The organism is Paraglaciecola aestuariivivens (genome assembly GCF_052983255.1).
Map to the genome: position 1 here is coordinate 449,004 of NZ_JBRKBA010000001.1, position 20,378 is coordinate 469,381.

Here is a 20,378-nt window from a genome sequence, read left to right on the forward strand (position 1 = left end):
GATCACTCTGCTGAAAATTGTGATTCGTCACTTAGACTTCCAGACATTTCAGGTAGCTTGTTGTGTTCTTTTTTAGCCAAACTTCTTTCGATGTCATACTCACCTCGTTTGTATAAAACAAACATTGTGTCATCTCGAGGAATATTAAAGTGATCACACATATCCCAAACATCTTGTTCAGTCATAATCGTTTTTATTACTTTACGACGAGAAATATTGAAAATACTAAAAACTGTAGCAGTAATTAACTTATCTTCTGTTAGCTCTCCAGAACCAGGAGCTACAACACGGTTAAACTCAACATAATCACCATTATCTAACATATTGGTAAGCATTTTTGTTCGAACTTTTTGCGGGCCATCGGCACCAGCTTTTTCCGGGTTATCATAACTATCGCCATTAACCCATTGCGCTTTAATCCAGTTTTTCTTTTTGCCACGCATGGCCCGATTCCCCTTAACTGATGGTGCACCATTTTTAGTGAATTCATCACGGAGTATATCAATTGCAGCAAGCATGCTTTTATCTGAAGTAAAGTTGCTAAAGTCGTATCTGTTATCCAGCAACTTTGCTGGTACGGCTATATAGCTATCAGTTGAATAAGTCTCAACATCCCCAATAGGTCTTCGTTTTTTATATTTTATTGTTAAGCCCACGTCTAAGCCATTCACATGGAATTCCTGACATATATCTTCAAAAAATTCTTTAAGCCCAGCGAAATCCGAAGCGGCATGATCTGAACAGGTTCGCTCAAGGTAATCTAAAATAGCACCGTAGGCTTCGGCTGCATTACCGTTTGTGTAGTGCATTGAGGTATTATTGCCATGGTACCCACAAGCTCGCCCTACATTAGCCTGCACTACAGCTGCAACGCTTGCTACTGTGCTGTCCCATGTTGAAATCAAGTTATTTTTCATCATGGCTCCAAAGTTTATACCCGCTCGGCAGCCGGCTACTGTGATTGCCACTAATTTATCGTCAAACAATTGCGCATCTTCAAAATCTTTTTTGAAACGCTCGATAGTAGAAAGTTGATCTTCTGGGACACCTGAAAGTGAATTGCCTAATATAAATATATTATGTTCATCAATATCCTGAGAGATAAAAAATTGCTTTGCATCCATGGCACTGCCGGCAGGCACCCGGACTAACGACCATCCCATGCCTTCGTGCTCTTTGAATTGCTTCATAAAGTTTGAACGATGTTGAGAGTCGACCAAAAAACTCCTACAGTCGTCATCAAGATTAATCAAACGTCCATTACTCAGCATCTCTCTTACGCCATAATATTCATCACTCGTTTTATGAAAAACCAACCGAGTACTGAAATTTCGCCTTAAAATTGATTCTTTTAACGCATTATTTGCCGCTAAACGAGACTCTTGAAGTAATTGTTCGTTGTGCTCCTCTTCTGCTTCTGAAGTTAACTCTAATGCTTCTTCATATTCGGTTTCGGCACCATAAAGTGCACCAAAAGGAGTGGCAGAAATGAATACCACCTTACAGCTATCATTTTCAAGTTCGAGATAATCAAAAATACGGCTATAACGGATCCCAGTAACATTTGAACCATAATGACACTCGTCAATAATAATCAACTTTGGAGGGTTGCCTTTAAAGTCATTTTCAAGGGCTTTTTCAAAATTGACAAAATTACTTACTACAACATTCTTTGCAAGAACCAAATCCTTTTCGGCCTGCTCTATCAATGCAATGTCGGGCATAGTAACTAAATAAAGAGTGTCCTTTAGCCTTGCTCGACTTGATATTTCTTCATCTGATAATGACAGCCTTTGATGACAGGCAAGCGCTAAAGCAATACCAGACTTTCCAGCTTGCATTTCAGCGGCAGTTACAACTGCTCTGACGTTATCATTTAATGCAGAAAACGTTTTTTCTGCCGCCTTTCTTTGATGCTCATGCAGATCTGCACTAGCTAAAACCAACTCGACCTTGTGACGCAGTTTTTCAGCTTTTTCGTTCATTCAGTTTTCCTATTACTATATAAATGGCATATCTTTTAAACTTAGATATACAAATTATTCCCACTTAAAGCTTATCCATTTTCTCTTAATAGTTTTGTGAACCAAGATTCGAAAAATGATACCCGTATATGATTTCATCGAAGCTAATGTGGTGAATGTTTTTTTCTTGGTTATTTAAGCTGTCAGCAATGGTTACAACATTCTGTAGCACACTTTCTAAGCTGCTTAGGTAATTTGCTTCGTGTTTGAGACCCTTGTCTGCTGGATATTGCAACAAGGCATCGGGTTTATCTTTTAAGGATTTGGTTTGAGGCTGCACTATGCTTAAACGCTCGATCCAAGTCGAGAAGGGAGATTGCATATAGAGGACTAGATCTGAGGGACTAAAAAGTAGCTCGTCATTTTCCCTTTTCATACTGCTTCCTTAAATTTAGCCGTACTTTTAATCTTAACCAAGCTGAGTTTTTCAGCACCAATGTAGTGAAGAAGTTGCCGTAATTCAACCATTTATCACCTCATACCTAATAAAGTCCTCCTCGCTTAACTCTGACTTTGAACTTAAGATTTTTGAAAAGTCGTTATCCAATTTTAATTGTTCGATGTCGGCGGCGATGCAGTTATTTAGCTGACTGTGGTGCTTAAACGCTCTTAACGATGATATGTGATAAACGTTTTGCTTACACTTTTCGCAGCGTCTTTGTTTTAGGCTCTCTGGTACGCGGGTTAGGTTGTTCCAGTGGTTTGGGCAGTGTATTTGGCTGTCGCTGTTGCAGTACACTTTGTTTTCGGGTGGGGCGACTGGGCCGAATTTATCGACGTAGTGTTGTTCTTTTGATCTGATCACCATTAGTCGGGTTATCTTTTTGTTGGTCTATGCCACGCCTTGTTCGACTATGTATTGCAGCCTTTTCTCGCCTACTTTGGCATAACAATCTAGCGCTTTTTCGAACTGGCCTCTTAGGCGGTAGATGTCGGCGCATAGTAGGTCGTATTCGGGCAGGTCACTTTTGGATGGGTTGGACAAAATGAATTCTGCGGCAGCGTGATATTGTGCCAGCGCTTCTTGGCTTGGCTGTATGGTTTTGGCTTCTAGATAATGGGTTTGCTTAAACTTGCGATAGGCTTTTAGCGCGTAATACATTTTTTTGTCGTCGCTGCAGTGCTCGAATAATTCTAGGTACACGTCTGATGTGGGTTTGGCTAAGTGTTGATATTCGACCTTTTTGCTAAACCAGCGTTTCCAAAATGGGACTGTGGGCAATAAGTCCAATGATGCCAGGTTTTGTACGTCTAAGATGATTTGCTGGCAGTTGGTACAGCGTGTTTCGTTAAACATAGTAAATTCTAAATCGTAGGTGGTGCCACCATCAGAATATATGACTTGCCACTTATTATTGAACGAGCACAGTATTTGGCGGGTAAAGTGCTGCTGGCAGTGTGGGCAGGCAACAATTTCGGGTGTTGAAAACATGGTCATAGTGTCATCCTTAATAATTTGACTAAGTGGTGATTTTGCTTTGCGTTGGCGGCTTAATGTTTATGGGCGGCGGTGATGACTTGGTCATCGTCAGAAATCACCACAAACACATTGCGCTGAATTTGCATCAACAAGCGTTTCAACTGTTTGCTTAAGGTCTTTTGCATCTGTCTGTCTAACGACAACACATAGGTATTACCTTTTTGCTGGGTTTCGACGCCCAGTGTGTTTAGCAATAAAACAAGGTCGGGTGAAATTCCACGTTGCTGACAACGCTTTTGGGCATGTTGCGAAATGGTCATGGCGACTTCCTTTAGTTGAAACGTGCAGCAAGCATATGTCGCTTTTGACGACACTAAAATCACTGTGCGGATACACATGATTATTTTTCAGGCAGATATTTGGTTATTCCAGTAAGTTTGCGCACCTAAACTCAGGTTAATGCCAGATAACATAAGGATCATTTGTTTTAAACGTTGAGCAACCTGTCGATTAAATGTACACATGTTGCTAAAAAAAGTTTTGCTACCGTCAAGACAATATGGTTTTATTAACTTAAATATGTAGCCAAAGACGACTGTTATGACCCCAAAAGCACACTGGCCTTTTCGTTATGATTTATTACAACGTTATCGATTAATAGAAATTGTTGCCCTGTGGGAAGGGCGGCTTAACGCCAGTCACTTAATCGACTACTTTGGCATTGGCCGCCAGCAAGCCTCTAAAGACATCAACGAATATTTGCAATCGGTTGGGCCAAACAACCTTGTGTATAACAGCTCGTTAAAAGGTTACGAGCCCTCACCCACTTATAGCGCTAAAGTCACCACAGGTGAAGCAGACGAATACCTGCAACTCATTCACCGAAATAGCGATTTAACCAATACCTTTGCCGACATGACCTTGGGCTTTAACTACACCCACATGATGCCACTGCCAAAATACACAGTGCAGCCACAAGTGTTGCGCGAAATAGTCAAAGCCTGTCGTAACAACGAACGTATTGAAGTGGACTATCGCTCGGTGAACGCGCCCAACAAAGATGGCCGTATTATTATCCCGCACGCCATTGTGCATTCGGGTACGCGTTGGCACGTCAGAGCGTATTGTGAAAGTAATAAAGACTTTCGTGATTTTGTACTCACACGCTTTTACGATACGCCACAAAGCTTGGGCAAAAGCGATATCAACGCCCAAGATGACATAGCCTGGCATACCCAAGTCAATGTGTGTTTTACCCCCGACCAACGCTTATCAAAAGACCAACAAGCGGTCGTCGCCAACGACTACGGCATGACCAACAATCGCCTACTTATCCAAGTACGCGGTGCGTTAGTGCAATACCTACTACAAAAAATGCGCATAGACGCCAACGTGATCAGCGCCGACCCGCGCGCTCAGCAAATAGTGATTGAAAATATGGATGGGATTAAGGAGTGGTTGTTCAGCTGAACAAAAAAACTAATCGAACTAAATGTGTTTTAATAATACATAGCCCTTCTAACAATAAATAACTACTTCTCTGCTATCCTTTTGGAAGATTTGGGGAGCTAAGATGAATAGACAAGTGTTGTGTTTATCGGTCTTTAGAAGAAATATGCCTTCGGATACTAACGAAATGCAATGGCTATACCCAACGCCAAAATTTGCATTTCGGATAGTGACTGAGTCACTTATTAAGCAAATTGAAATACTCCGCAATATATTAGTTGAGCAACAATTAGTTAATGTAGCTTGCTTAGATACGGAAATATCATGGTTTGAATCTGTTGAGCAATCATCCCGCTTGCAAGTTCAAGCGGTTATGTATGTTGCTGTAGATAAGGTCTGGTTTTCTGGCCGAGTCGAACCTCATTCGGAAGACTATTTCGAGACTCAAACGATTCTGCTTGCTGATGTATTTGACAATAAAAGTTCAATTAAAACGATAGATTTTAATCAGTTCAATTCCCCTCTAGCCATGCCACTGATTAGAGAGATAAGAAAAAAATCGACTGAATGTGATTCACTCTTTAGACGCTATGATGCCTTCGAAGAACTGTCGGATTCACTGAGTAAGATTACAAATATTGAAACCGACTATCTTAATACCAATTTAGACAGCATGTGTCATGAAATGGCGCAGCAAATAGATAAACTAAAATCAGCTGATGAAAAAGCGGAAAAAGATCTGGATATATTGGGCCTCAAGTTACTTGAGGTCGTCTTTGGCATTACAGTAGGTGACCGAATTGACTATTTGTCGTCAAATTCAGATAACCCTATCAGCTTGGTTATCAGAAGAGTTTCTTTTCACGATGGAACTTTAATCGTCTCGGGCCCCAAGATCCTCAAATCAGGCGACGTAGGTAAACGAGATGAGTCAATCTTCGTTCCACTTCAGCAAACTGAATGAATGTCGCTAAAGTATTGGCCGCCCTTAAGCGGGCCAAAAAATATAAAGTACTTTTGCCTTACCACGCATGGGACAGTGGTGGAATTAATGTTCCGTCTGATGACGTCATAAATGTTGAACAATTCTTGGCGTTATTTCTTAAATTAATCAAAGAGCACAAAGTTGAAGCAATCGTTTCAAGATATGGTCACTTGACCTTGTTTTGTCCGCCTTTCGGTGAGCCAGTATCTATCAATATTAGCCGTCATTGGCCTCAAACTCTGTTGGAGAATATCAATACCTGTGGAGTGTTCAAAAGCAACGACTCTGCGGATTTACATATGCCATTGGTGTTGCAGTTTAGGGTAATGAGAAACCGCACTAAATCACACAATTTCTCACTTAATAATATTGAAAAAAATGCACCGTATTTGGCTAATCAGTTGGTTCAAAAAATTATCGAACACACCCACAAGTATCCTCAGCCATCAACTCGCCTTTTACCAATTCAGGGGTATTGTTTAAGCATAAATGATGTTTTGGCCGTGAGTCGTTATGGGCATGCGAAGTTTAAAACGAATAGCGCATTTGTTGGGATAAACCATTTCGTTGATAAGCATTATGCACTTGATAGTATAAAGTTTAGTGGAAACGAGGTTGTCATGAAAACCAGCTTTTTTTACCAGAAAGCTGAGCAGGCCGTTTACCTACGTAAAAGGGATTTTGCGATGCTTAGAAAGTTTCTACCTGACTTACCCTTGGGAAATAACATTACTCACGAGATATTCAAACTTGGTAAAAATGAACGGTAATTATGAAGATAAGTTTTCACTTTGGTCACGGTGAGGTCACGGGCTGTATTTGAAGGACATTTTAGTCACGGGGAGCAACGGTCAATTTTGAAGTAAATGGCGCACCCGACAGGATTCGAACCTGTGACCTCGGCCTCCGGAGGGCCGCGCTCTATCCAGCTGAGCTACGGGTGCATCGCAATTTTTACTCTTTTTCTTTACGGTCAAAATTTGCGTCTTTGACCTTTACCCCCAACGTCCATATTGCCGTATGACCTTTGCCTCCGGAGGGCGACGCTCTATCCAGCTGAGCTACGGGTGCATTGGCATATTGCTTAAATTATTAGGCTAATGTTAAGCGAGCGGTGATTCTAATGAATTATGTTAGCTTTTCCACTGTTATTTAGTTTTATTACACCTTGGGCTATAGCGATTGTCGCTAAGTATTTTTTACTTATTTCTCTTAATGTGAGCAGTGACTAGCCTTAGTGTTTTAAGTTACTACATTGCTTTTAACCATTCTGTTTTTACTGAGTTTTTTTCAACTTGTTTGTGTATTGCATTTTCCGCAAGCTGACTATTTTAGCTTTGCAGGCTTGCCGCCCATTGAGAGTTACGACTCTTTTTTAAACTTAAACCCGTCTTTAGCCTAATGCTTATTCTAGAGGCAAGATATCGTCTAACTGAGATGCGTTTAAGGAACGCTTAAAGTCCAGAGTAAAGGGTATCTGCAGTATTAGCATTATCCACTACCAAGACTGTGACATTATCTCTGGCTTGTCTGTCTAACGCTGTGTTAATTAACAAAGGCGCCACCGATTCTAAAGGTGTAGTTAACAACTTACTTTCGATTTCAATATCAGACATAACTTTGTTTAAACCATCACTACATAAAAAATACTTGTCTCCAGGCATTCTTTTATTTGATAAAACGTCTAAATCTAAATCTTCGTTTGCCCCTACGGCGCGAGTAATTACATTCGCATTAGGATGCCGCTCAGCTTCTTCTGGTGTTAATAATCCTTGCTGTACCATTTCCTCTACTTGGCTATGGTCTTGGGTTAAACGCGTAAGTTTTTGATTGCGTAATCGATATATACGGCTGTCGCCCGCCCAGATGCAATGCGCATGTTCTTGATCAAATAATAAAACCACCACAGTACTGCCAATTATTGCTTGTTTTGCATTGGCCATGGTCACTAACTGGTCGTTGACTTCGAGAAGTTGATGAGTGATTGTTTGCACGCTTAAAGGAAATTCGTTGGTGTTAGCAATCGACTGCAGCCCATCTATTATCATTTTACTTGCCACATCACCTTTAGCATGTCCCCCCATGCCATCAGCCACGCACCACATACCCACTTGCGGTGAATCGAGAAAGTCATCTTCGTTCACTTTACGAATAGTGCCAATATGAGTTTTTGCTACTGATTTCCAAGGATTGTTAAGCATAGCTATGGTTCCAAAATGGGAAGCAGAAAATGACTTTGCATTCTTTTGATGGAATGATTAAGTGGTAGAAAAAGGTGAAGTACTACTAAAAAGTATCACCATACCACTAAACAAACTCCCATTATTGCCCTTCAACTTCCAAAAGCATTAGATTATCCACACAAAGCAGCTTAAAAGTATCAGCTTGTAAAAAGTCTATTTTGTTGGTTGCATGCTTTGTTTGTACAAAGACAAAGCTTGGTCGAGCTTGGATTGAGACTCTTTAATCTTAGCTAATAACAACAAGTCTTCTGATCTATTGGCTAATTTTATGGCTTTGGCTAACGCTTTTTCTGCCAGTGGAATGTCTTTAGCTCGGTAGGCGATATGCCCTAAAGTAGACAGCAAGGCCACATTGGCGTCGTCTTTTTTCAACCAACTTTCTAGCTTTTTAATGGCGCTGGCAGGATTGGGCAAAGTAATCTGCTTAAACAAAGGCAACAGCAAAGGTTCAGGACCAGCAGACTGATATTCTACCAATGCATGTTCGGCATCAGCGTGCATACCTTGTTCAATTAGCTGTTGAATGTAAGCCGCTTGTTGAGCCGGATCTTTACGCGTACTACGAGGTAAGCTTTGCCATACTTGCTTAAGTTGACTTGCCCCTTGTTTGCTGGCTATTTCCGCAAAGTCACCTTTTGAAGCCTGCACCATAAGAGGTTGATAACTGTCTCCCAAGGCTTTTTTCCAGCCATTGAGTTTGCTTTTTAACTCGCCCCATTTTTTGGCTTGCACTAAAGCTTGCGCCCAAAGTTTAATCACTTCAGTTTGTTTTTGCTGTTTGTCATCTAATTGCACTATCTGTGTTATTGCTTGATCTGGCTGATGTTGTGTTAAAGCGTCTCGCACTAAACACAAAGTGGCAGCATAAGCAGATTTATCGTAGGTGCTAGCTAAAGCCCATAAGCGTCTTGCTTCTTCATTTTGCTGCAAACATACTGCCGCTTCTGCTTCGGCAAGTAAGTTAATACCATCAAAATCATCATGTTCAATTTTACTTAGTTGGTCTTTGGCAGCCTTATAGTCATTTTCCGCTAAAGCAATAAGACCACGCGTAAAAGCTTTTTGCTTTTTTCTTCTGCCCCAATTACCCAACCAGTTTTTAGAGCCAGAGGCCATGGCAATAAGGGTTTTAATTAACAGGTTTAGACACAACAAAATTACAAAAATAAAAATTAATGATAGGCCCAAAGACCATACATTCATTTCTAAAATCCAACCATTAAACTCTACAAACACATAGCCGTTGTCATCAAACAACATCGCAGCCACAACTAGGGCAATTAATAAAGTAACGGCAACCAGACAAATTCTTATTAGTTGACCCATAATCAGTAACTTCCGTTAACAAATCGATTTGATAAACGTTGCTCAATCACATCCCTAAGTAATGCCATTGATTGCAATTTTTCTGGATACTGACGTTTAAGTTTAATTTCTTGAAGTTCTTGTAGTTGCTGTTCAACTAGTTTGACTTGTGGAGAAGCTTGGTCGAAGTAGTCAGCCAACAAGGCTAAGGCACTGCTAATTTTTTGTTGATACAAAGTCGGTGACTCATGCAATACTGCGGTTTGCGCTTGTAACAACACAAACTTAAGTTGTTGCTTCGACAGCCACTGTTGTTGCTCAGACATAAAAGGCTTAATTTCGGTGGTCACTTTTTTAACGCTAAAGAAATTCGCTTTAAATTCGTTCCAATTTCTGGATAAGTTTGATTGCCAGTCGTCAACAGACTCACTCAACTGGGTTTCGGTTTGAACCGTCTCTGGTACTTTAAAAAAACTTAAAGGTAAGTCGTCTACTTGATTAGCTAAAGCACCAAGATTAAGTGCTAATTCGCTCACCGAAAATGCAGTAATTTGTTTTAAGCTTTGCATATCTTGTGCTAACAGAGCCCGCAACGGCAATAAACTAGGATCGGCTAAATCTTGAATGCGGCTATCAGCCGATTCCAACATCATAATGGCAGTATTAACGTCATGCTCTAACCATAACTTTCTCCCCGCCATGCGCACTAAATAGTCGGCTTCGGCGAGTAACCAATCTGCGGGTCGGCGCCCAGATACATCGGCCAGATTACGTTGATTGCTTTGCACTTGTGCTGAGGTGAGCTCAAGCTGGCTGTGCATAGCTTGCAACGCCTTTTGTAAATTAAGGTTTTGTTCGACTAACTCATTTTTAGCCAATTGATTAGCGGCGATTGATTGGTTAATTTCAGCCTGCTGTTCACTTACTTGATTCGACTGTTGCTCGAATAAAGATTGCTGTTGCTGCTCAAAAGCTTGCCATTGCAACCAGCCCCAATATCCAGCTGCAGCCAAGCCTAGAATTAAAATAAATTGTAAAACCACAACAAACCAAAGCCCGGCTGTTTTTGCCGGTTTGGCCGAAGATTCAGCTACTTTATTAGCTTTTTTTACATGAGAGGCCGGCGACTTAGCGCTGGCAGTGCTGTTTTTATCTAATGCGGAATCTGTACTAGTAGGTTTTTTGGTCTCAGCATTTTGTGGATTACCCTTAGCCGTTTTTTCTTCAGCTAATTTCTGCTCGAGAGCGTCTAGCGCTTTTTGATCAGAGGGGGTTAATTTATCCTGATTATCTGCCATTTATTGCTCCGAAAAAGGTGTAGTACCAGTCAAATATTGTTGTGCACATTGAATAAGTGCGTGATCACTTGCATCACGACTCACCCAGATATGTTTTACCCCTAAAGTAGTGGCAATGGAAGCGGTTCGTTCGCTCACTACTATCCAGTCTAAGGTTTTTAACCAAGTGGGTTCAAAAAAATCAAATGCAGCGTGGATAATCTCCCCACTACTAGCAATGATGCAACGAATTTGCTCAGCTTGCCAGTTTTGTGTTGAGATGGGTTTAGACACTTTAGTACGTTTGTATACTTCCCATTCTAGTACTTGCGCCCCTCGAGCCACTAAAGATTGATACAAAAGCTCGCGGCCGCCAAACCCTTTGACTATGACTAGGGTTTTATTAGCGACCTGCTGCAATTCAGGCAAGGCTAACAAGCCTTCACTTTTAGGCTCTTGAGGTACCACAACAGGCCAGCCAGCTTGTTGCAAAATCGCCGCAGTACTGGCACCCACGGCAAAAAACTTAATATTTTGCGGCCAATCTTTGTGCATCAATATACATTGTTGAGCGGCTACTGTACTAGTCACTATCACATAAATGTCTTGCAGCTGTACGGCTTTTAACGCTGCTATTTTAGTAGCTAGACTGCTAATTTGCTGTTGGTCAATCTCAGTAGTAATTAAACCGCAAGCCACTGAGTCTAGGCCTTGCTTTTGAAAAGCCAGGTTACTAGAAGCACATTTTTCTTGTGGTCGCAGCAATAAAAACATGCGATTAACCTAAGTGCAAAGCACGCAATATGTCTCCCGCGCCTTGCTCTAGTAACTGATTAGCCACTGCTGTACCTATCTGCTCAGCCTCGGCTGCTGGGCCTGTGTGTGTGGCGAATAACATTTGTTGGCCATCAACCGATCCCACTAAGCCCCTTAAGCTTAATTGTTCACCCTCAAGTTGAGCAAAACTGCCAATTGGCACCTGACAGCCACCATTTAATTTGGCATTCATGGCTCGCTCTGCTCTTACTCGTATCGCAGTTTCAGTATGATTTAATGGCGCTAATAATTTTATTAACTCGGCGTCTTGATTACGGCATTCAATGCCTACCGCGCCCTGCCCTACAGCTGGTAAACACAGTTCACTAGAAATTTGTTGCTTGATCCTGTCGGCCATACCTAATCGGATCAGACCTGCCGCAGCTAAAATAATGGCATCATATTCGCCTGCATCGAGTTTGGCTAAACGAGTATTTACATTACCCCTTAGGTCTTTAATAACTAAGTCTGGTCTGGCTTTTCTAATTTGACATTGGCGTCTTAAACTAGAGGTGCCCACTACCGCATTTTGCGGTAAATCGTCTAGTCTAAGATACTGATTTGAAACAAAAGCATCATAAGGGTTTTCTCGTTCACATATGGCATGTAGACCAAAACCTTGCGGAAATTCAACTGGCACATCTTTCATTGAGTGCACAGCTATATCTGCCCTTCCTTCATTCATGGCGACTTCTAATTCTTTGATAAACAGTCCTTTTCCGCCAATTTTAGCTAAAGGTGTGTCCAGAATTTTGTCTCCTTGCGTATTCATAGGCACCAGCTCAACCGTTAATTGAGGATGAGCGGCAAGCAAGGCCGCTTGCACAAACTTTGCTTGCCATAAAGCTAAGGCACTCTTTCGAGTCGCAATACGGATAATGTTGGAGGTCATAGAGTTTCCTTTGCCAAGATGATGGCCTTAAAAATATCAGAAGTTGGGTAAGATAAAAAACACAGAGATAAAATTTAACGTTGGATGATGCTGGCCTGATTCGAACTTTGAGTAGCAATACCAAATTCGCGCCTTAATTCATTTACAAAACGCTGGTTTTGTTTTTGCCATTGATTAAATTCTGCTATCACTTGCGGATACTTAATAGTCGATAACTTATACGAATAAGAATTTTGCGATAATTTATCGCTATACACTAAGCGTTCAGTCACATTTAAATTTTCTAATTCTTTATTTGCCACTGCAATATCAATAACTAACCCATCGATTAAACCATTAACTAAGTATTGCACTAAAATTCTTGGGCTAGGATCTTCAAACAGGGTGACTTCACCTTGGTCAATTTTTTCACGCCAAAAAGTAGTATGAAAGCCAGTAATAGTGCCAACACTTTTAATAAAAGTATGAGGTACATTCTGATGCTTATTTAGCACTAGTGTACCGGCCACCATAGGCACCACTTCATCACTATAAGATATAGGGAGTTCGACCACGTTAAATTTTTTGGGCCACATTTCGTTGTCGGGAAATTTGAAATCGATATTTTCTTCTGCTAACCAACGAGGAAATTGTTTGATGGGCAATGGCAGATAAGTCAATTTATGCCCGCTATCTAAGGCAAACTGATCTAATAATTCTTTAGTAAAACTGCGGCTACTGGGGTTGGTAAAATCAAAGTAAGGCAAGTAATGCAGGTCTTCAACACCCACCACAAACTCACCAGCGTGGGACACACTGTTAACAAAAACACTTAAACAAAAACCACAATAGAAGACTAATGCGGTTTTTGTAGATTTAAACGAAAATGCCAAGTTAACCCACAAACACCAGAGAAAGACATAAGTCAGTATAAACTGAGCGGCTCTATATTTACATGACTATTTACTGGCCTTTTAGAGCGTTTTTCCACAAACACTGAGGCTTTAATACTCTTTGGTCTTAATACAACAAACAAAAGCGCCAAATTATTTAGCCGTCAAGTTAAAGCGCAAAGGTTACTTGAGTCTTAGTTGCAACCAGTTAGAAATATCAGCAATTTGCTCCGCACAGACATTATGTTGCATCGGATATTCATGCCAAGTCACTGGGTAACCGTTGCTTTCTAGCACCTTAAAAGCTGCATTGCCCAAAAATACCGGAACAACATCATCATGCGTGCCGTGTGCCACTAAGATAGGGGTGTTTTTATTTGCTATATGAGCCTGCTCGCTAAGTGTTTGTGACTCACTCATATAACTCGATAAAGACATAATACCCGCTAAGCTATGTTCAAATCTTGTGCCTAAATGTAAGGCAATCACTCCACCTTGGGAAAAGCCCGCCAATACAATTTTATTAGCAGGAATGCCTTTATCCATTTCGCTTTGAATTAAATCGGCCACCAATTGCGATGACTCATGTACACCTTGGCTATCCGCTCTATTGTCAAAATCCAAACTGGTAATATCGTACCAAGCACGCATTGACATACCATTATTAATGGTCACTGGACGTATTGGCGCATGAGGGAATACAAAGCGCACCGCCAACTCTTCTGGCAATTTTAATTCAGGTACTATGGGCGCAAACCCATTTCCCGAATCACCTAAACCATGTAGCCATATCACTACGGCCTTTGCTGGGGTTTTAGGGTTTATTTCTACAAAAGGTAATGCCTCTTTACTCATTGCCAAATTCTCAGATTAATTAAAGGTTATTTTCGTAAGGATACAGTTTGTTCAGCTTGTTTAGACGCAGCCTCGTCTAAAAATGACCAAAACTCCACGCCAGTACGTTCATCTATCCATTGTCCATCTTGCAAATTAAAATGATGGCCATTGTATTTGGTTGCCATCCACAACTGGTGCAAGGGAGGTTGTTTGTTAATAATGATTTTCGAACCATTTTCAAAGGTCATGGTTAAAATGCTACCTGCTGATTCGTAATCAATGTCCACTTCACACTGATCTAACATTTCTTCAATGTCGAGCAACAAATCATCAGTGATTTGATGATATTGGCTATCGTTCATATTTTTCACCTATAAGTTTACTGAGGAAGCGACGGCTCATGTGTGTGAGCTAAGTTGCTATGAGATATTTCATCCGCTAAGAATATGCTAACATTGCCAGCAGCAACACAACAATTAATTATCGACAGACCAACATGCCACAAACTCTTGGAAATTTATTTATTTTAGCCGCTCCATCTGGTGCCGGAAAATCAAGCTTAATTAAAGCCTTATTAGACAAACATCAATCTAGTGATACTCATAACAATGCCATGCAGGTATCCATATCACACACAACCCGTGCGCCAAGACCCGGTGAGATAGATGGGGTACATTATCATTTTGTGGATCGTGCCAGCTTTGAAGCCCTGATAAAAGAAGACGCTTTTTTTGAATGGGCAGAGGTATTTGGAAATTATTACGGCACCTCAAAAACCGTGATAGAACAAACTCTGCGTCAAGGTATTGATGTATTTTTAGATATAGATTGGCAAGGTGCCAGACAAGTTAAAGCACAAATTCCCGACACAGCCACCATATTTGTTGCTCCGCCTTCAAAACAAGAATTACAAAGACGCCTGACAGAACGTGGGCAAGACTCAGCTGAAGTGATTGCTCAGCGTATGGCTAAAGCTGTGTCTGAAATTTCTCACTATCATGAGTTTGATTTTATTGTAATAAACGATGATTTTGATGCAGCTTTAGCTGAGCTTGATGCCATTGTTAGCACCAGACGCTTGCGCAAAGAAAAACAAATTATTCGCCACCAGCAATTATTTGATAATTTATTAGGATCTTAATCGATCAAAAGCTTTTAAAGCGTGGCATTAGCCAGTACACTATGCGACCTTTTTTTAAATTAACATTCGACGGAGATCATCATGGCCCGCGTAACAGTTGAAGATGCTGTAGATAAAATTGGCAACCGATTTGATTTGGTTTTAGTGGCTGCTCGTCGTGCTCGCCAAATTGCGATTGAAGGCAAAGAGCCTATGGTCACACGTGGCACAGATAAACCTACAGTGGTTGCTCTAAGAGAAATCGAAGAAGGTTTAGTGACCCTTGATACACTTGAAGCAGAAAGCTTACGTGATCAGCAGGAACAAGACCAAGCTGAATTTGCTTCTGTAGCCAACATCCTACAAGAGCAATAATTTCACGCTTTATTTACCCGGCTTTGCAGTATTCTATTGTAAAGCCGTTGGTTTCCTGCCAAATTCACCTTATTGTTACTAAATTATCGAACATATAAGTATTTGCAGTGTATCTTTTTGAGGGTTTAAAAGAAAAACTAGAAGCCTATTTGCCAGCTGATAAAGTGGCGGATAGTCAGCGTGCTTTTGTGGTAGCCCGCGAAGCCCACAGTGGCCAAATGCGTTCTAGTGGCGACCCCTACATCACCCACCCCGTTGCGGTTGCCGGAATTTTAGCCGACATGCGCCTCGATCACGAAACCATCATGGCTGCCTTGCTACATGATGTGATTGAAGACACCCATCATAGTAAACAAGATCTAAGTGAACAATTTGGTGAAACCGTTGGCGAATTAGTCGAAGGGGTCAGTAAATTAGAAAAAATTCACTTTAGCAGCACCCAAGAAGCCCAAGCTGAAAATTTCCGTAAAATGATGATGGCTATGGTGCAAGATATTCGGGTGATACTGATAAAATTAGCTGATCGCACCCACAATATGCGCACCCTTGGCGCGCTACGCCCTGATAAAAGACGCCGCATTGCCCGCGAAACCCTTGAAATTTATGCCCCCATTGCTCACCGTTTAGGTATACACGATATAAAAAATGAACTAGAAGACCTAGGTTTTCTAGCCATGTACCCTATGCGTTATCGCGCTCTTAAAAGTGCAGTTAAGCAAGCGCGAGGCAATCGAAAAGAGGTGATCGAAAACACCCGCAACGAAGTGGAAACACGTTTAGCCGAAGTAAAAATTGAGGCACAAGTTTCGGGGCGCGAAAAACACTTGTATTCCATTTATCGCAAAATGAAAAACAAGGAGTTGTTATTTAATGAAGTCATGGACATTTATGCGTTTAGGGTCATAGTAGAATCGGTCGATCATTGTTACCGCGCCTTAGGTGCTATGCACGGTTTATACAAACCCATTGAAAGTCGATTTAAAGACTACATCGCTATCCCACGCACTAATGGTTATCAGTCTTTACACACCTCACTTATTGGCCCTCATGGCATACCAGTAGAAATTCAAATTCGTACCCACGAAATGAACCATATGGCCGATAAAGGGGTCGCAGCTCATTGGTTGTATAAAGATTCTAGCGACAACAGCGATACAACAGCACAAGTGCGAGCACGTAAATGGATGCAATCTCTCATCGAATTGCAACAAAGTGCCAGTTCCTCTTTTGAATTTATCGAAAACGTAAAAACCGATTTATTCCCAGATGAAATTTATGTGTTTACCCCAGATGGTCGCATTATTGAGCTACCCATGGGCGCCACAGCGGTAGACTTTGCTTACGCTGTACATACAGATGTGGGTAATTCATGTGTTGGGGTAAAAGTTGAACGTCGAACCTTTTCGTTAAGTAAACCGTTAGAAAACGGCCAAACGGTTGAAATTATTACCTCACCCAGAGCCAAGCCTAATGCTAATTGGTTGAATTTTGTGGTTAGTGCCAAAGCCAGAGCCCGCATTCGTCACTACTTAAAAAATCAACGCTCAGAAGAAGCGGTGATCATGGGCAACAGATTGCTCAGACATGCCTTAGGAACAGTTAAGCTTGATAGTATCCCTCAACAAGATATAGACAGAGTGGTACTAGAAACCAAACATCAAAACTTTAATGAATTATTGGCCGACATAGGCTTAGGCAACGAACTCAGTGCCATAGTTGCTAGACGTTTATTAGGTGAAAATACCGAACTCACAGATAAACAGGGTAAAGTGGCTATTCGTGGCACAGATGGTTTATTGGTATCTTATTCAAGATGTTGTCACCCCATACCCGATGACGAAATTGTGGCGGTATTAAGCCCAGGCCGTGGCATGACAATTCACCAAAATGGCTGTAGCAACATCCGCAAGTTAAGCAAAGAAGAACCGCACAGAGTGTTGGTTATGCAATGGGGTGAAGATGTGTCGGGTGATTTCCATGCCGCCATTCGTATTGAGCTTATTAATCATCAAGGTACGCTTGCCACCTTAACCAATATGGTAGCCAGCTGTGGTTCCAACATTGTAGGTTTGCAAACAGAAGAAAAAGAAAGCAACATCTACTATATCAATCTAGAAGTCACGATTAAAAATCGATTGCAACTGGCCAACGTAATGCGCAAAATCCGCACTATGCCTGAGGTACAAAGAGTATCAAGGCACAGCCAAGCAAAACAATTCTAGGGCGTTAATTCTACTCTATACAAATAAATTAAAGGTAACCTTATGTCTAAGTCTGTTATCCATACCGACAAGGCGCCAAAAGCCATTGGCACTTATAGTCAAGCCATTAAAAGTGGTACTACTGTGTATTTATCTGGGCAAATTCCCTTAGTACCAGAAACCATGGAAGTGATTTCCCAAGATTTTTCTGAACAAGCCCAACAGGTTTTTAAAAATGTTAAAGCGGTTTGCGAAGCGGCTGGCGGTTCAACCAACCACTTAGCCAAAGTAAATATCTATTTAACCGACTTAAGCAACTTTGCTACTGTTAACGAGATCATGAGCCAGTTTTTCTCTCAGCCTTATCCTGCCAGAGCTGCAATACAAGTAAGTGCATTACCAAAAGATGTGCAGATTGAGATAGATGGGGTGATGGAACTACCAGAGTAGGGCCTTGCTTAGGTTATTATTATGTCGATTGAAGCAAGCATGTCTATCGAAAGGTATACACGTATTCGCGAGCTACTCAAGTTACGCCAACCTAGTCTTACCCTATGCCTTGAGCAGGTACACAAGCCTCACAATGTATCGGCCATAGTGCGCAGTTGTGATGCAGTAGGCGTGCACCAAGTCCATGCCGTGTGGGAGCAAAAAGCCAAAATGCGTAAAGGCACGGCTATGGGCAGTCAAAACTGGGTAGGCATACAAGAACACAGCAGCATTGAACAGGCTGTAGGCCATCTTAAGTCTCAAAATATGCAAGTGTTAGTCACTAACTTGTCGGAAAAATCTATCGATTTTCGAGAAATTGACTATACCCGCCCCACTGCCATTATTTTAGGTCAAGAAAAACACGGTGCTACGCAAGAGGCCATTGAGTTAGCCGACCAAGATATAATAGTGCCTATGGTAGGCATGGTTCAGTCATTAAACGTATCAGTTGCCGCTGCCCTTATTTTGTATGAAGCTCAACGGCAAAGACAAATAGCTGGTATGTACGACAGTCAGCAACTCTCAGAGCAAGCCTGCCAAAAGGTGTTATTTGAAGGGGGTTTCCCCAAACTCAAAGACCTTTGCCAACGTAAAGGCCTAGCTTATCCTCATATAGATGAAAATGGCCAAATCCAAGCCGATGAGCAATGGTGGCAACAAATGCAATTGTCGAAAAAAGGCTACAAAGAGCAACAACAAAACATTTAACGCTGAAAGTATTATGCGGTTACTTAGGTCTTAACAAGCAAACCCACCCTAGATAGAGATCACAATGAAAGCATCAATACTTATATTTGCCTTAGTTTTTAGCTTAGGAATAATGCCTAATCAGGCGAATGCACTAGATAGAACTCAAATTGCCGATTCGGCCGACAATGTTACTCCACTCTTAATTGGTCAAAATGCGCCAAACTCAACTTTAAAAACTGTAGATGGCGACCCAGTTAGTTTAAAAGCCTTAACTATGGCTAAACCCACAGTATTAATTTTCTATCGCGGTGGCTGGTGCCCTTACTGCAATCGCCAGTTAGCTGGATTAAAAGACATAGAAACCCCGCTTAATGAGTTAGGCTATCAAATCATTGCCATATCCCCCGAAACACCCGCGCAATTACAACAACAAAAATTACAAACTAAGTTTAGTGTGAGGTTATTAGCCGATCCCGAATTAGACACCATCAAAGGCTTTGGCATAGGTTTTTATGTGCCTAACGATACTCGCACTAAATATAAAACCAATTGGGATATAGACTTAAACAGTGAAAAAAGTTCTGGAATGGCAGTATTACCGGCGCCTGCAGTATTTATTTTAGATACCCAAGGCAAAGTAGTTTTTAGTCATGTAAATCCAGACTATAAAACTCGTATTTCTCCTGAATTGTTATATCAAAGCGCAAAATTAGTCCTGTAATTTTGCCTACCTTAACCCAGTAAAATGTAATTAAGGTTGTTGGCTAAGTTGTTTAATTTGTTGCACAAATGACTTAGCCAAAGCATTGGGAATAGGAATAGTTAAATGATATTGGCTGATTTTCCAGCCGTCTTTGGTTAATTCAAGTACGCCTGTGCCTCGACACTCACCGTAACTTTGGTTATCTAACATTTCGTCAAACCAAGCAAATTGACCATTTTTAGCCACGAATACATGCCTATTACGTGGGCTATACAACCAGCCTTTACCCGCATCAAAATAGGGTTTAGCAAAAGCTTTAAATTCTGATTTAGTCCAACGTTCACTGCCATCTGTGCCAATAAACACTGAATTTTCTGTCATTAGTTCAAAGTATTGCTGGGCATTAGCATTTGCCGCGGCTTGGTGAAATCTATCTAATGCTTTATGAATGGGCTGCAGCTTGTCACTGGCAATACTCGAAAAATGCATAAGTACAGAAATTACACAGATTAGGCTTGTTCTAAACATTTTGTTTCCACCAACATAAATAGAATGGCTAGCTTTACTGAAATTAGTAGTGAATACAACAGCAATGGCTTGATTCATTTGGGTATTTCTTCGATTATAGGCGCAGACTATAAGAGCCTTAAAACCCTCAGGTAAGGATAGATAATTGT

22 protein-coding genes and 1 tRNA gene are annotated in these 20,378 nt (G+C 41.1%); 9 read left to right on the forward strand and 14 right to left on the reverse strand.

The genetic code is table 11. The features are described 5' to 3' along the window. Positions 1-2: 2 nt before the first annotated feature. The 4 genes from ACVCDT_RS02065 to ACVCDT_RS02080 form a co-directional block, all read right to left on the reverse strand. A complete protein-coding gene (locus ACVCDT_RS02065; RefSeq protein ID WP_447131079.1) occupies positions 3-1,985 on the reverse strand; it encodes a DEAD/DEAH box helicase in 1,983 nt (660 codons plus the stop codon). Positions 1,986-2,070: 85 nt separating this feature from the next. Further along, a complete protein-coding gene (locus ACVCDT_RS02070; protein WP_447131080.1) occupies positions 2,071-2,400 on the reverse strand; it encodes a hypothetical protein in 330 nt (109 codons plus the stop codon). Between the two features lie 456 nt (positions 2,401-2,856). Next, positions 2,857-3,462, reverse strand: coding sequence for a hypothetical protein (locus ACVCDT_RS02075; RefSeq protein ID WP_447131081.1), 606 nt, complete (start codon positions 3,460-3,462; stop codon positions 2,857-2,859). Positions 3,463-3,515: 53 nt separating this feature from the next. Beyond that, positions 3,516-3,764: a hypothetical protein gene (locus ACVCDT_RS02080; protein WP_447131082.1), complete on the reverse strand. Its 249-nt coding sequence runs from the start codon at positions 3,762-3,764 to the stop codon at positions 3,516-3,518. A gap of 280 nt (positions 3,765-4,044) precedes the next feature. On the opposite strand from ACVCDT_RS02080, the gene ACVCDT_RS02085 reads away from it, so the two are divergent. From ACVCDT_RS02085 to ACVCDT_RS02095, 3 genes are all read left to right on the forward strand, one after another. Beyond that, entirely contained in the window at positions 4,045-4,914 is an 870-nt protein-coding gene (locus tag ACVCDT_RS02085; protein WP_447131083.1) for a WYL domain-containing transcriptional regulator, read from the forward strand. 103 nt (positions 4,915-5,017) lie between these two features. Next, positions 5,018-5,857 (forward strand): hypothetical protein, encoded by an 840-nt coding sequence (locus tag ACVCDT_RS02090; RefSeq protein ID WP_447131084.1) that lies wholly within the window; start codon positions 5,018-5,020, stop codon positions 5,855-5,857. Next, positions 5,854-6,648 carry a hypothetical protein gene (locus tag ACVCDT_RS02095; RefSeq protein WP_447131085.1) on the forward strand — a complete coding sequence of 265 codons (795 nt, stop codon included), beginning with the start codon at positions 5,854-5,856 and terminating at the stop codon, positions 6,646-6,648. Before ACVCDT_RS02090 ends, ACVCDT_RS02095 begins: the two co-directional genes overlap by 4 nt. A gap of 97 nt (positions 6,649-6,745) precedes the next feature. On the opposite strand, the gene ACVCDT_RS02100 is transcribed toward ACVCDT_RS02095, so the two are convergent. The 9 genes from ACVCDT_RS02100 to cyaY all read right to left on the reverse strand — a co-directional run bounded on the left by ACVCDT_RS02100 (position 6,746) and on the right by cyaY (position 14,482). After that, positions 6,746-6,822 (reverse strand) — tRNA-Arg (locus tag ACVCDT_RS02100). Positions 6,823-7,332: 510 nt separating this feature from the next. After that, positions 7,333-8,079 (reverse strand): PP2C family protein-serine/threonine phosphatase, encoded by a 747-nt coding sequence (locus ACVCDT_RS02105; protein ID WP_447131086.1) that lies wholly within the window; start codon positions 8,077-8,079, stop codon positions 7,333-7,335. Positions 8,080-8,274: 195 nt separating this feature from the next. After that, positions 8,275-9,447: a heme biosynthesis HemY N-terminal domain-containing protein gene (locus ACVCDT_RS02110; protein ID WP_447131087.1), complete on the reverse strand. Its 1,173-nt coding sequence runs from the start codon at positions 9,445-9,447 to the stop codon at positions 8,275-8,277. Positions 9,448-9,449: 2 nt separating this feature from the next. Further along, complete coding sequence (locus ACVCDT_RS02115; protein ID WP_447131088.1) at positions 9,450-10,724, reverse strand: uroporphyrinogen-III C-methyltransferase; 1,275 nt, start codon at positions 10,722-10,724, stop codon at positions 9,450-9,452. Further along, positions 10,725-11,477: a uroporphyrinogen-III synthase gene (locus ACVCDT_RS02120; RefSeq protein ID WP_447131089.1), complete on the reverse strand. Its 753-nt coding sequence runs from the start codon at positions 11,475-11,477 to the stop codon at positions 10,725-10,727. Between the two features lie 4 nt (positions 11,478-11,481). Continuing rightward, a complete protein-coding gene (hemC, locus tag ACVCDT_RS02125) occupies positions 11,482-12,411 on the reverse strand; it encodes a hydroxymethylbilane synthase (protein WP_447131090.1) in 930 nt (309 codons plus the stop codon). A gap of 74 nt (positions 12,412-12,485) precedes the next feature. Continuing rightward, positions 12,486-13,283 (reverse strand): hypothetical protein, encoded by a 798-nt coding sequence (locus tag ACVCDT_RS02130; protein ID WP_447131091.1) that lies wholly within the window; start codon positions 13,281-13,283, stop codon positions 12,486-12,488. A 183-nt stretch (positions 13,284-13,466) separates the two neighbouring features. Continuing rightward, positions 13,467-14,138, reverse strand: coding sequence for an alpha/beta hydrolase (locus ACVCDT_RS02135; RefSeq protein ID WP_447131092.1), 672 nt, complete (start codon positions 14,136-14,138; stop codon positions 13,467-13,469). Between the two features lie 26 nt (positions 14,139-14,164). Then, positions 14,165-14,482 carry an iron donor protein CyaY gene (gene cyaY / locus ACVCDT_RS02140; RefSeq protein WP_447131093.1) on the reverse strand — a complete coding sequence of 106 codons (318 nt, stop codon included), beginning with the start codon at positions 14,480-14,482 and terminating at the stop codon, positions 14,165-14,167. A 134-nt stretch (positions 14,483-14,616) separates the two neighbouring features. On the opposite strand from cyaY, the gene gmk reads away from it, so the two are divergent. From gmk to ACVCDT_RS02170, 6 genes are all read left to right on the forward strand, one after another. Further along, on the forward strand, positions 14,617-15,261 hold the full coding sequence (gene gmk / locus ACVCDT_RS02145) for a guanylate kinase (protein ID WP_447131094.1): 645 nt from the start codon (positions 14,617-14,619) through the stop codon (positions 15,259-15,261). 81 nt (positions 15,262-15,342) lie between these two features. Beyond that, positions 15,343-15,615: a DNA-directed RNA polymerase subunit omega gene (gene rpoZ / locus ACVCDT_RS02150; protein WP_447131095.1), complete on the forward strand. Its 273-nt coding sequence runs from the start codon at positions 15,343-15,345 to the stop codon at positions 15,613-15,615. A gap of 107 nt (positions 15,616-15,722) precedes the next feature. Beyond that, positions 15,723-17,837 carry a bifunctional GTP diphosphokinase/guanosine-3',5'-bis pyrophosphate 3'-pyrophosphohydrolase gene (spoT, locus tag ACVCDT_RS02155; protein ID WP_447131096.1) on the forward strand — a complete coding sequence of 705 codons (2,115 nt, stop codon included), beginning with the start codon at positions 15,723-15,725 and terminating at the stop codon, positions 17,835-17,837. A 42-nt stretch (positions 17,838-17,879) separates the two neighbouring features. Next, on the forward strand, positions 17,880-18,266 hold the full coding sequence (gene ridA / locus ACVCDT_RS02160) for a deaminase RidA (protein WP_447131097.1): 387 nt from the start codon (positions 17,880-17,882) through the stop codon (positions 18,264-18,266). 39 nt (positions 18,267-18,305) lie between these two features. Beyond that, positions 18,306-19,016, forward strand: coding sequence for a tRNA (guanosine(18)-2'-O)-methyltransferase TrmH (trmH, locus tag ACVCDT_RS02165; RefSeq protein ID WP_447131273.1), 711 nt, complete (start codon positions 18,306-18,308; stop codon positions 19,014-19,016). 64 nt (positions 19,017-19,080) lie between these two features. Further along, positions 19,081-19,719, forward strand: a complete 639-nt coding sequence (locus ACVCDT_RS02170) for a peroxiredoxin-like family protein (protein ID WP_447131098.1) — start codon at positions 19,081-19,083, stop codon at positions 19,717-19,719. A gap of 30 nt (positions 19,720-19,749) precedes the next feature. Here the strand turns inward: ACVCDT_RS02170 and ACVCDT_RS02175 are convergent, their stop codons facing one another. Further along, on the reverse strand, positions 19,750-20,307 hold the full coding sequence (locus ACVCDT_RS02175) for a nuclear transport factor 2 family protein (protein WP_447131099.1): 558 nt from the start codon (positions 20,305-20,307) through the stop codon (positions 19,750-19,752). Positions 20,308-20,378: the final 71 nt, after the last annotated feature.

Excerpts from the sequence above, each read along its gene's own strand:
- ACVCDT_RS02075 (WP_447131081.1), bottom strand. The coding sequence starts at position 3,462 with ATGACCATGTTTTCAACACCCGAAATTGTTGCCTGCCCACACTGCCAG.
- rpoZ (WP_447131095.1), top strand. The coding sequence starts at position 15,343 with ATGGCCCGCGTAACAGTTGAAGATGCTGTAGATAAAATTGGCAACCGA.
- ACVCDT_RS02175 (WP_447131099.1), bottom strand. The coding sequence starts at position 20,307 with ATGAATCAAGCCATTGCTGTTGTATTCACTACTAATTTCAGTAAAGCT.
- gmk (WP_447131094.1), top strand. The coding sequence starts at position 14,617 with ATGCCACAAACTCTTGGAAATTTATTTATTTTAGCCGCTCCATCTGGT.
- ACVCDT_RS02110 (WP_447131087.1), bottom strand. The coding sequence starts at position 9,447 with ATGGGTCAACTAATAAGAATTTGTCTGGTTGCCGTTACTTTATTAATT.
- hemC (WP_447131090.1), bottom strand. The coding sequence starts at position 12,411 with ATGACCTCCAACATTATCCGTATTGCGACTCGAAAGAGTGCCTTAGCT.
- ridA (WP_447131097.1), top strand. The coding sequence starts at position 17,880 with ATGTCTAAGTCTGTTATCCATACCGACAAGGCGCCAAAAGCCATTGGC.
- trmH (WP_447131273.1), top strand. The coding sequence starts at position 18,306 with ATGTCTATCGAAAGGTATACACGTATTCGCGAGCTACTCAAGTTACGC.
- ACVCDT_RS02065 (WP_447131079.1), bottom strand. The coding sequence starts at position 1,985 with ATGAACGAAAAAGCTGAAAAACTGCGTCACAAGGTCGAGTTGGTTTTA.
- ACVCDT_RS02070 (WP_447131080.1), bottom strand. The coding sequence starts at position 2,400 with ATGAAAAGGGAAAATGACGAGCTACTTTTTAGTCCCTCAGATCTAGTC.
- ACVCDT_RS02115 (WP_447131088.1), bottom strand. The coding sequence starts at position 10,724 with ATGGCAGATAATCAGGATAAATTAACCCCCTCTGATCAAAAAGCGCTA.
- cyaY (WP_447131093.1), bottom strand. The coding sequence starts at position 14,482 with ATGAACGATAGCCAATATCATCAAATCACTGATGATTTGTTGCTCGAC.
- ACVCDT_RS02095 (WP_447131085.1), top strand. The coding sequence starts at position 5,854 with ATGAATGTCGCTAAAGTATTGGCCGCCCTTAAGCGGGCCAAAAAATAT.
- ACVCDT_RS02085 (WP_447131083.1), top strand. The coding sequence starts at position 4,045 with ATGACCCCAAAAGCACACTGGCCTTTTCGTTATGATTTATTACAACGT.
- ACVCDT_RS02135 (WP_447131092.1), bottom strand. The coding sequence starts at position 14,138 with ATGAGTAAAGAGGCATTACCTTTTGTAGAAATAAACCCTAAAACCCCA.
- ACVCDT_RS02080 (WP_447131082.1), bottom strand. The coding sequence starts at position 3,764 with ATGACCATTTCGCAACATGCCCAAAAGCGTTGTCAGCAACGTGGAATT.
- ACVCDT_RS02120 (WP_447131089.1), bottom strand. The coding sequence starts at position 11,477 with ATGTTTTTATTGCTGCGACCACAAGAAAAATGTGCTTCTAGTAACCTG.
- ACVCDT_RS02170 (WP_447131098.1), top strand. The coding sequence starts at position 19,081 with ATGAAAGCATCAATACTTATATTTGCCTTAGTTTTTAGCTTAGGAATA.
- ACVCDT_RS02090 (WP_447131084.1), top strand. The coding sequence starts at position 5,018 with ATGAATAGACAAGTGTTGTGTTTATCGGTCTTTAGAAGAAATATGCCT.
- ACVCDT_RS02105 (WP_447131086.1), bottom strand. The coding sequence starts at position 8,079 with ATGCTTAACAATCCTTGGAAATCAGTAGCAAAAACTCATATTGGCACT.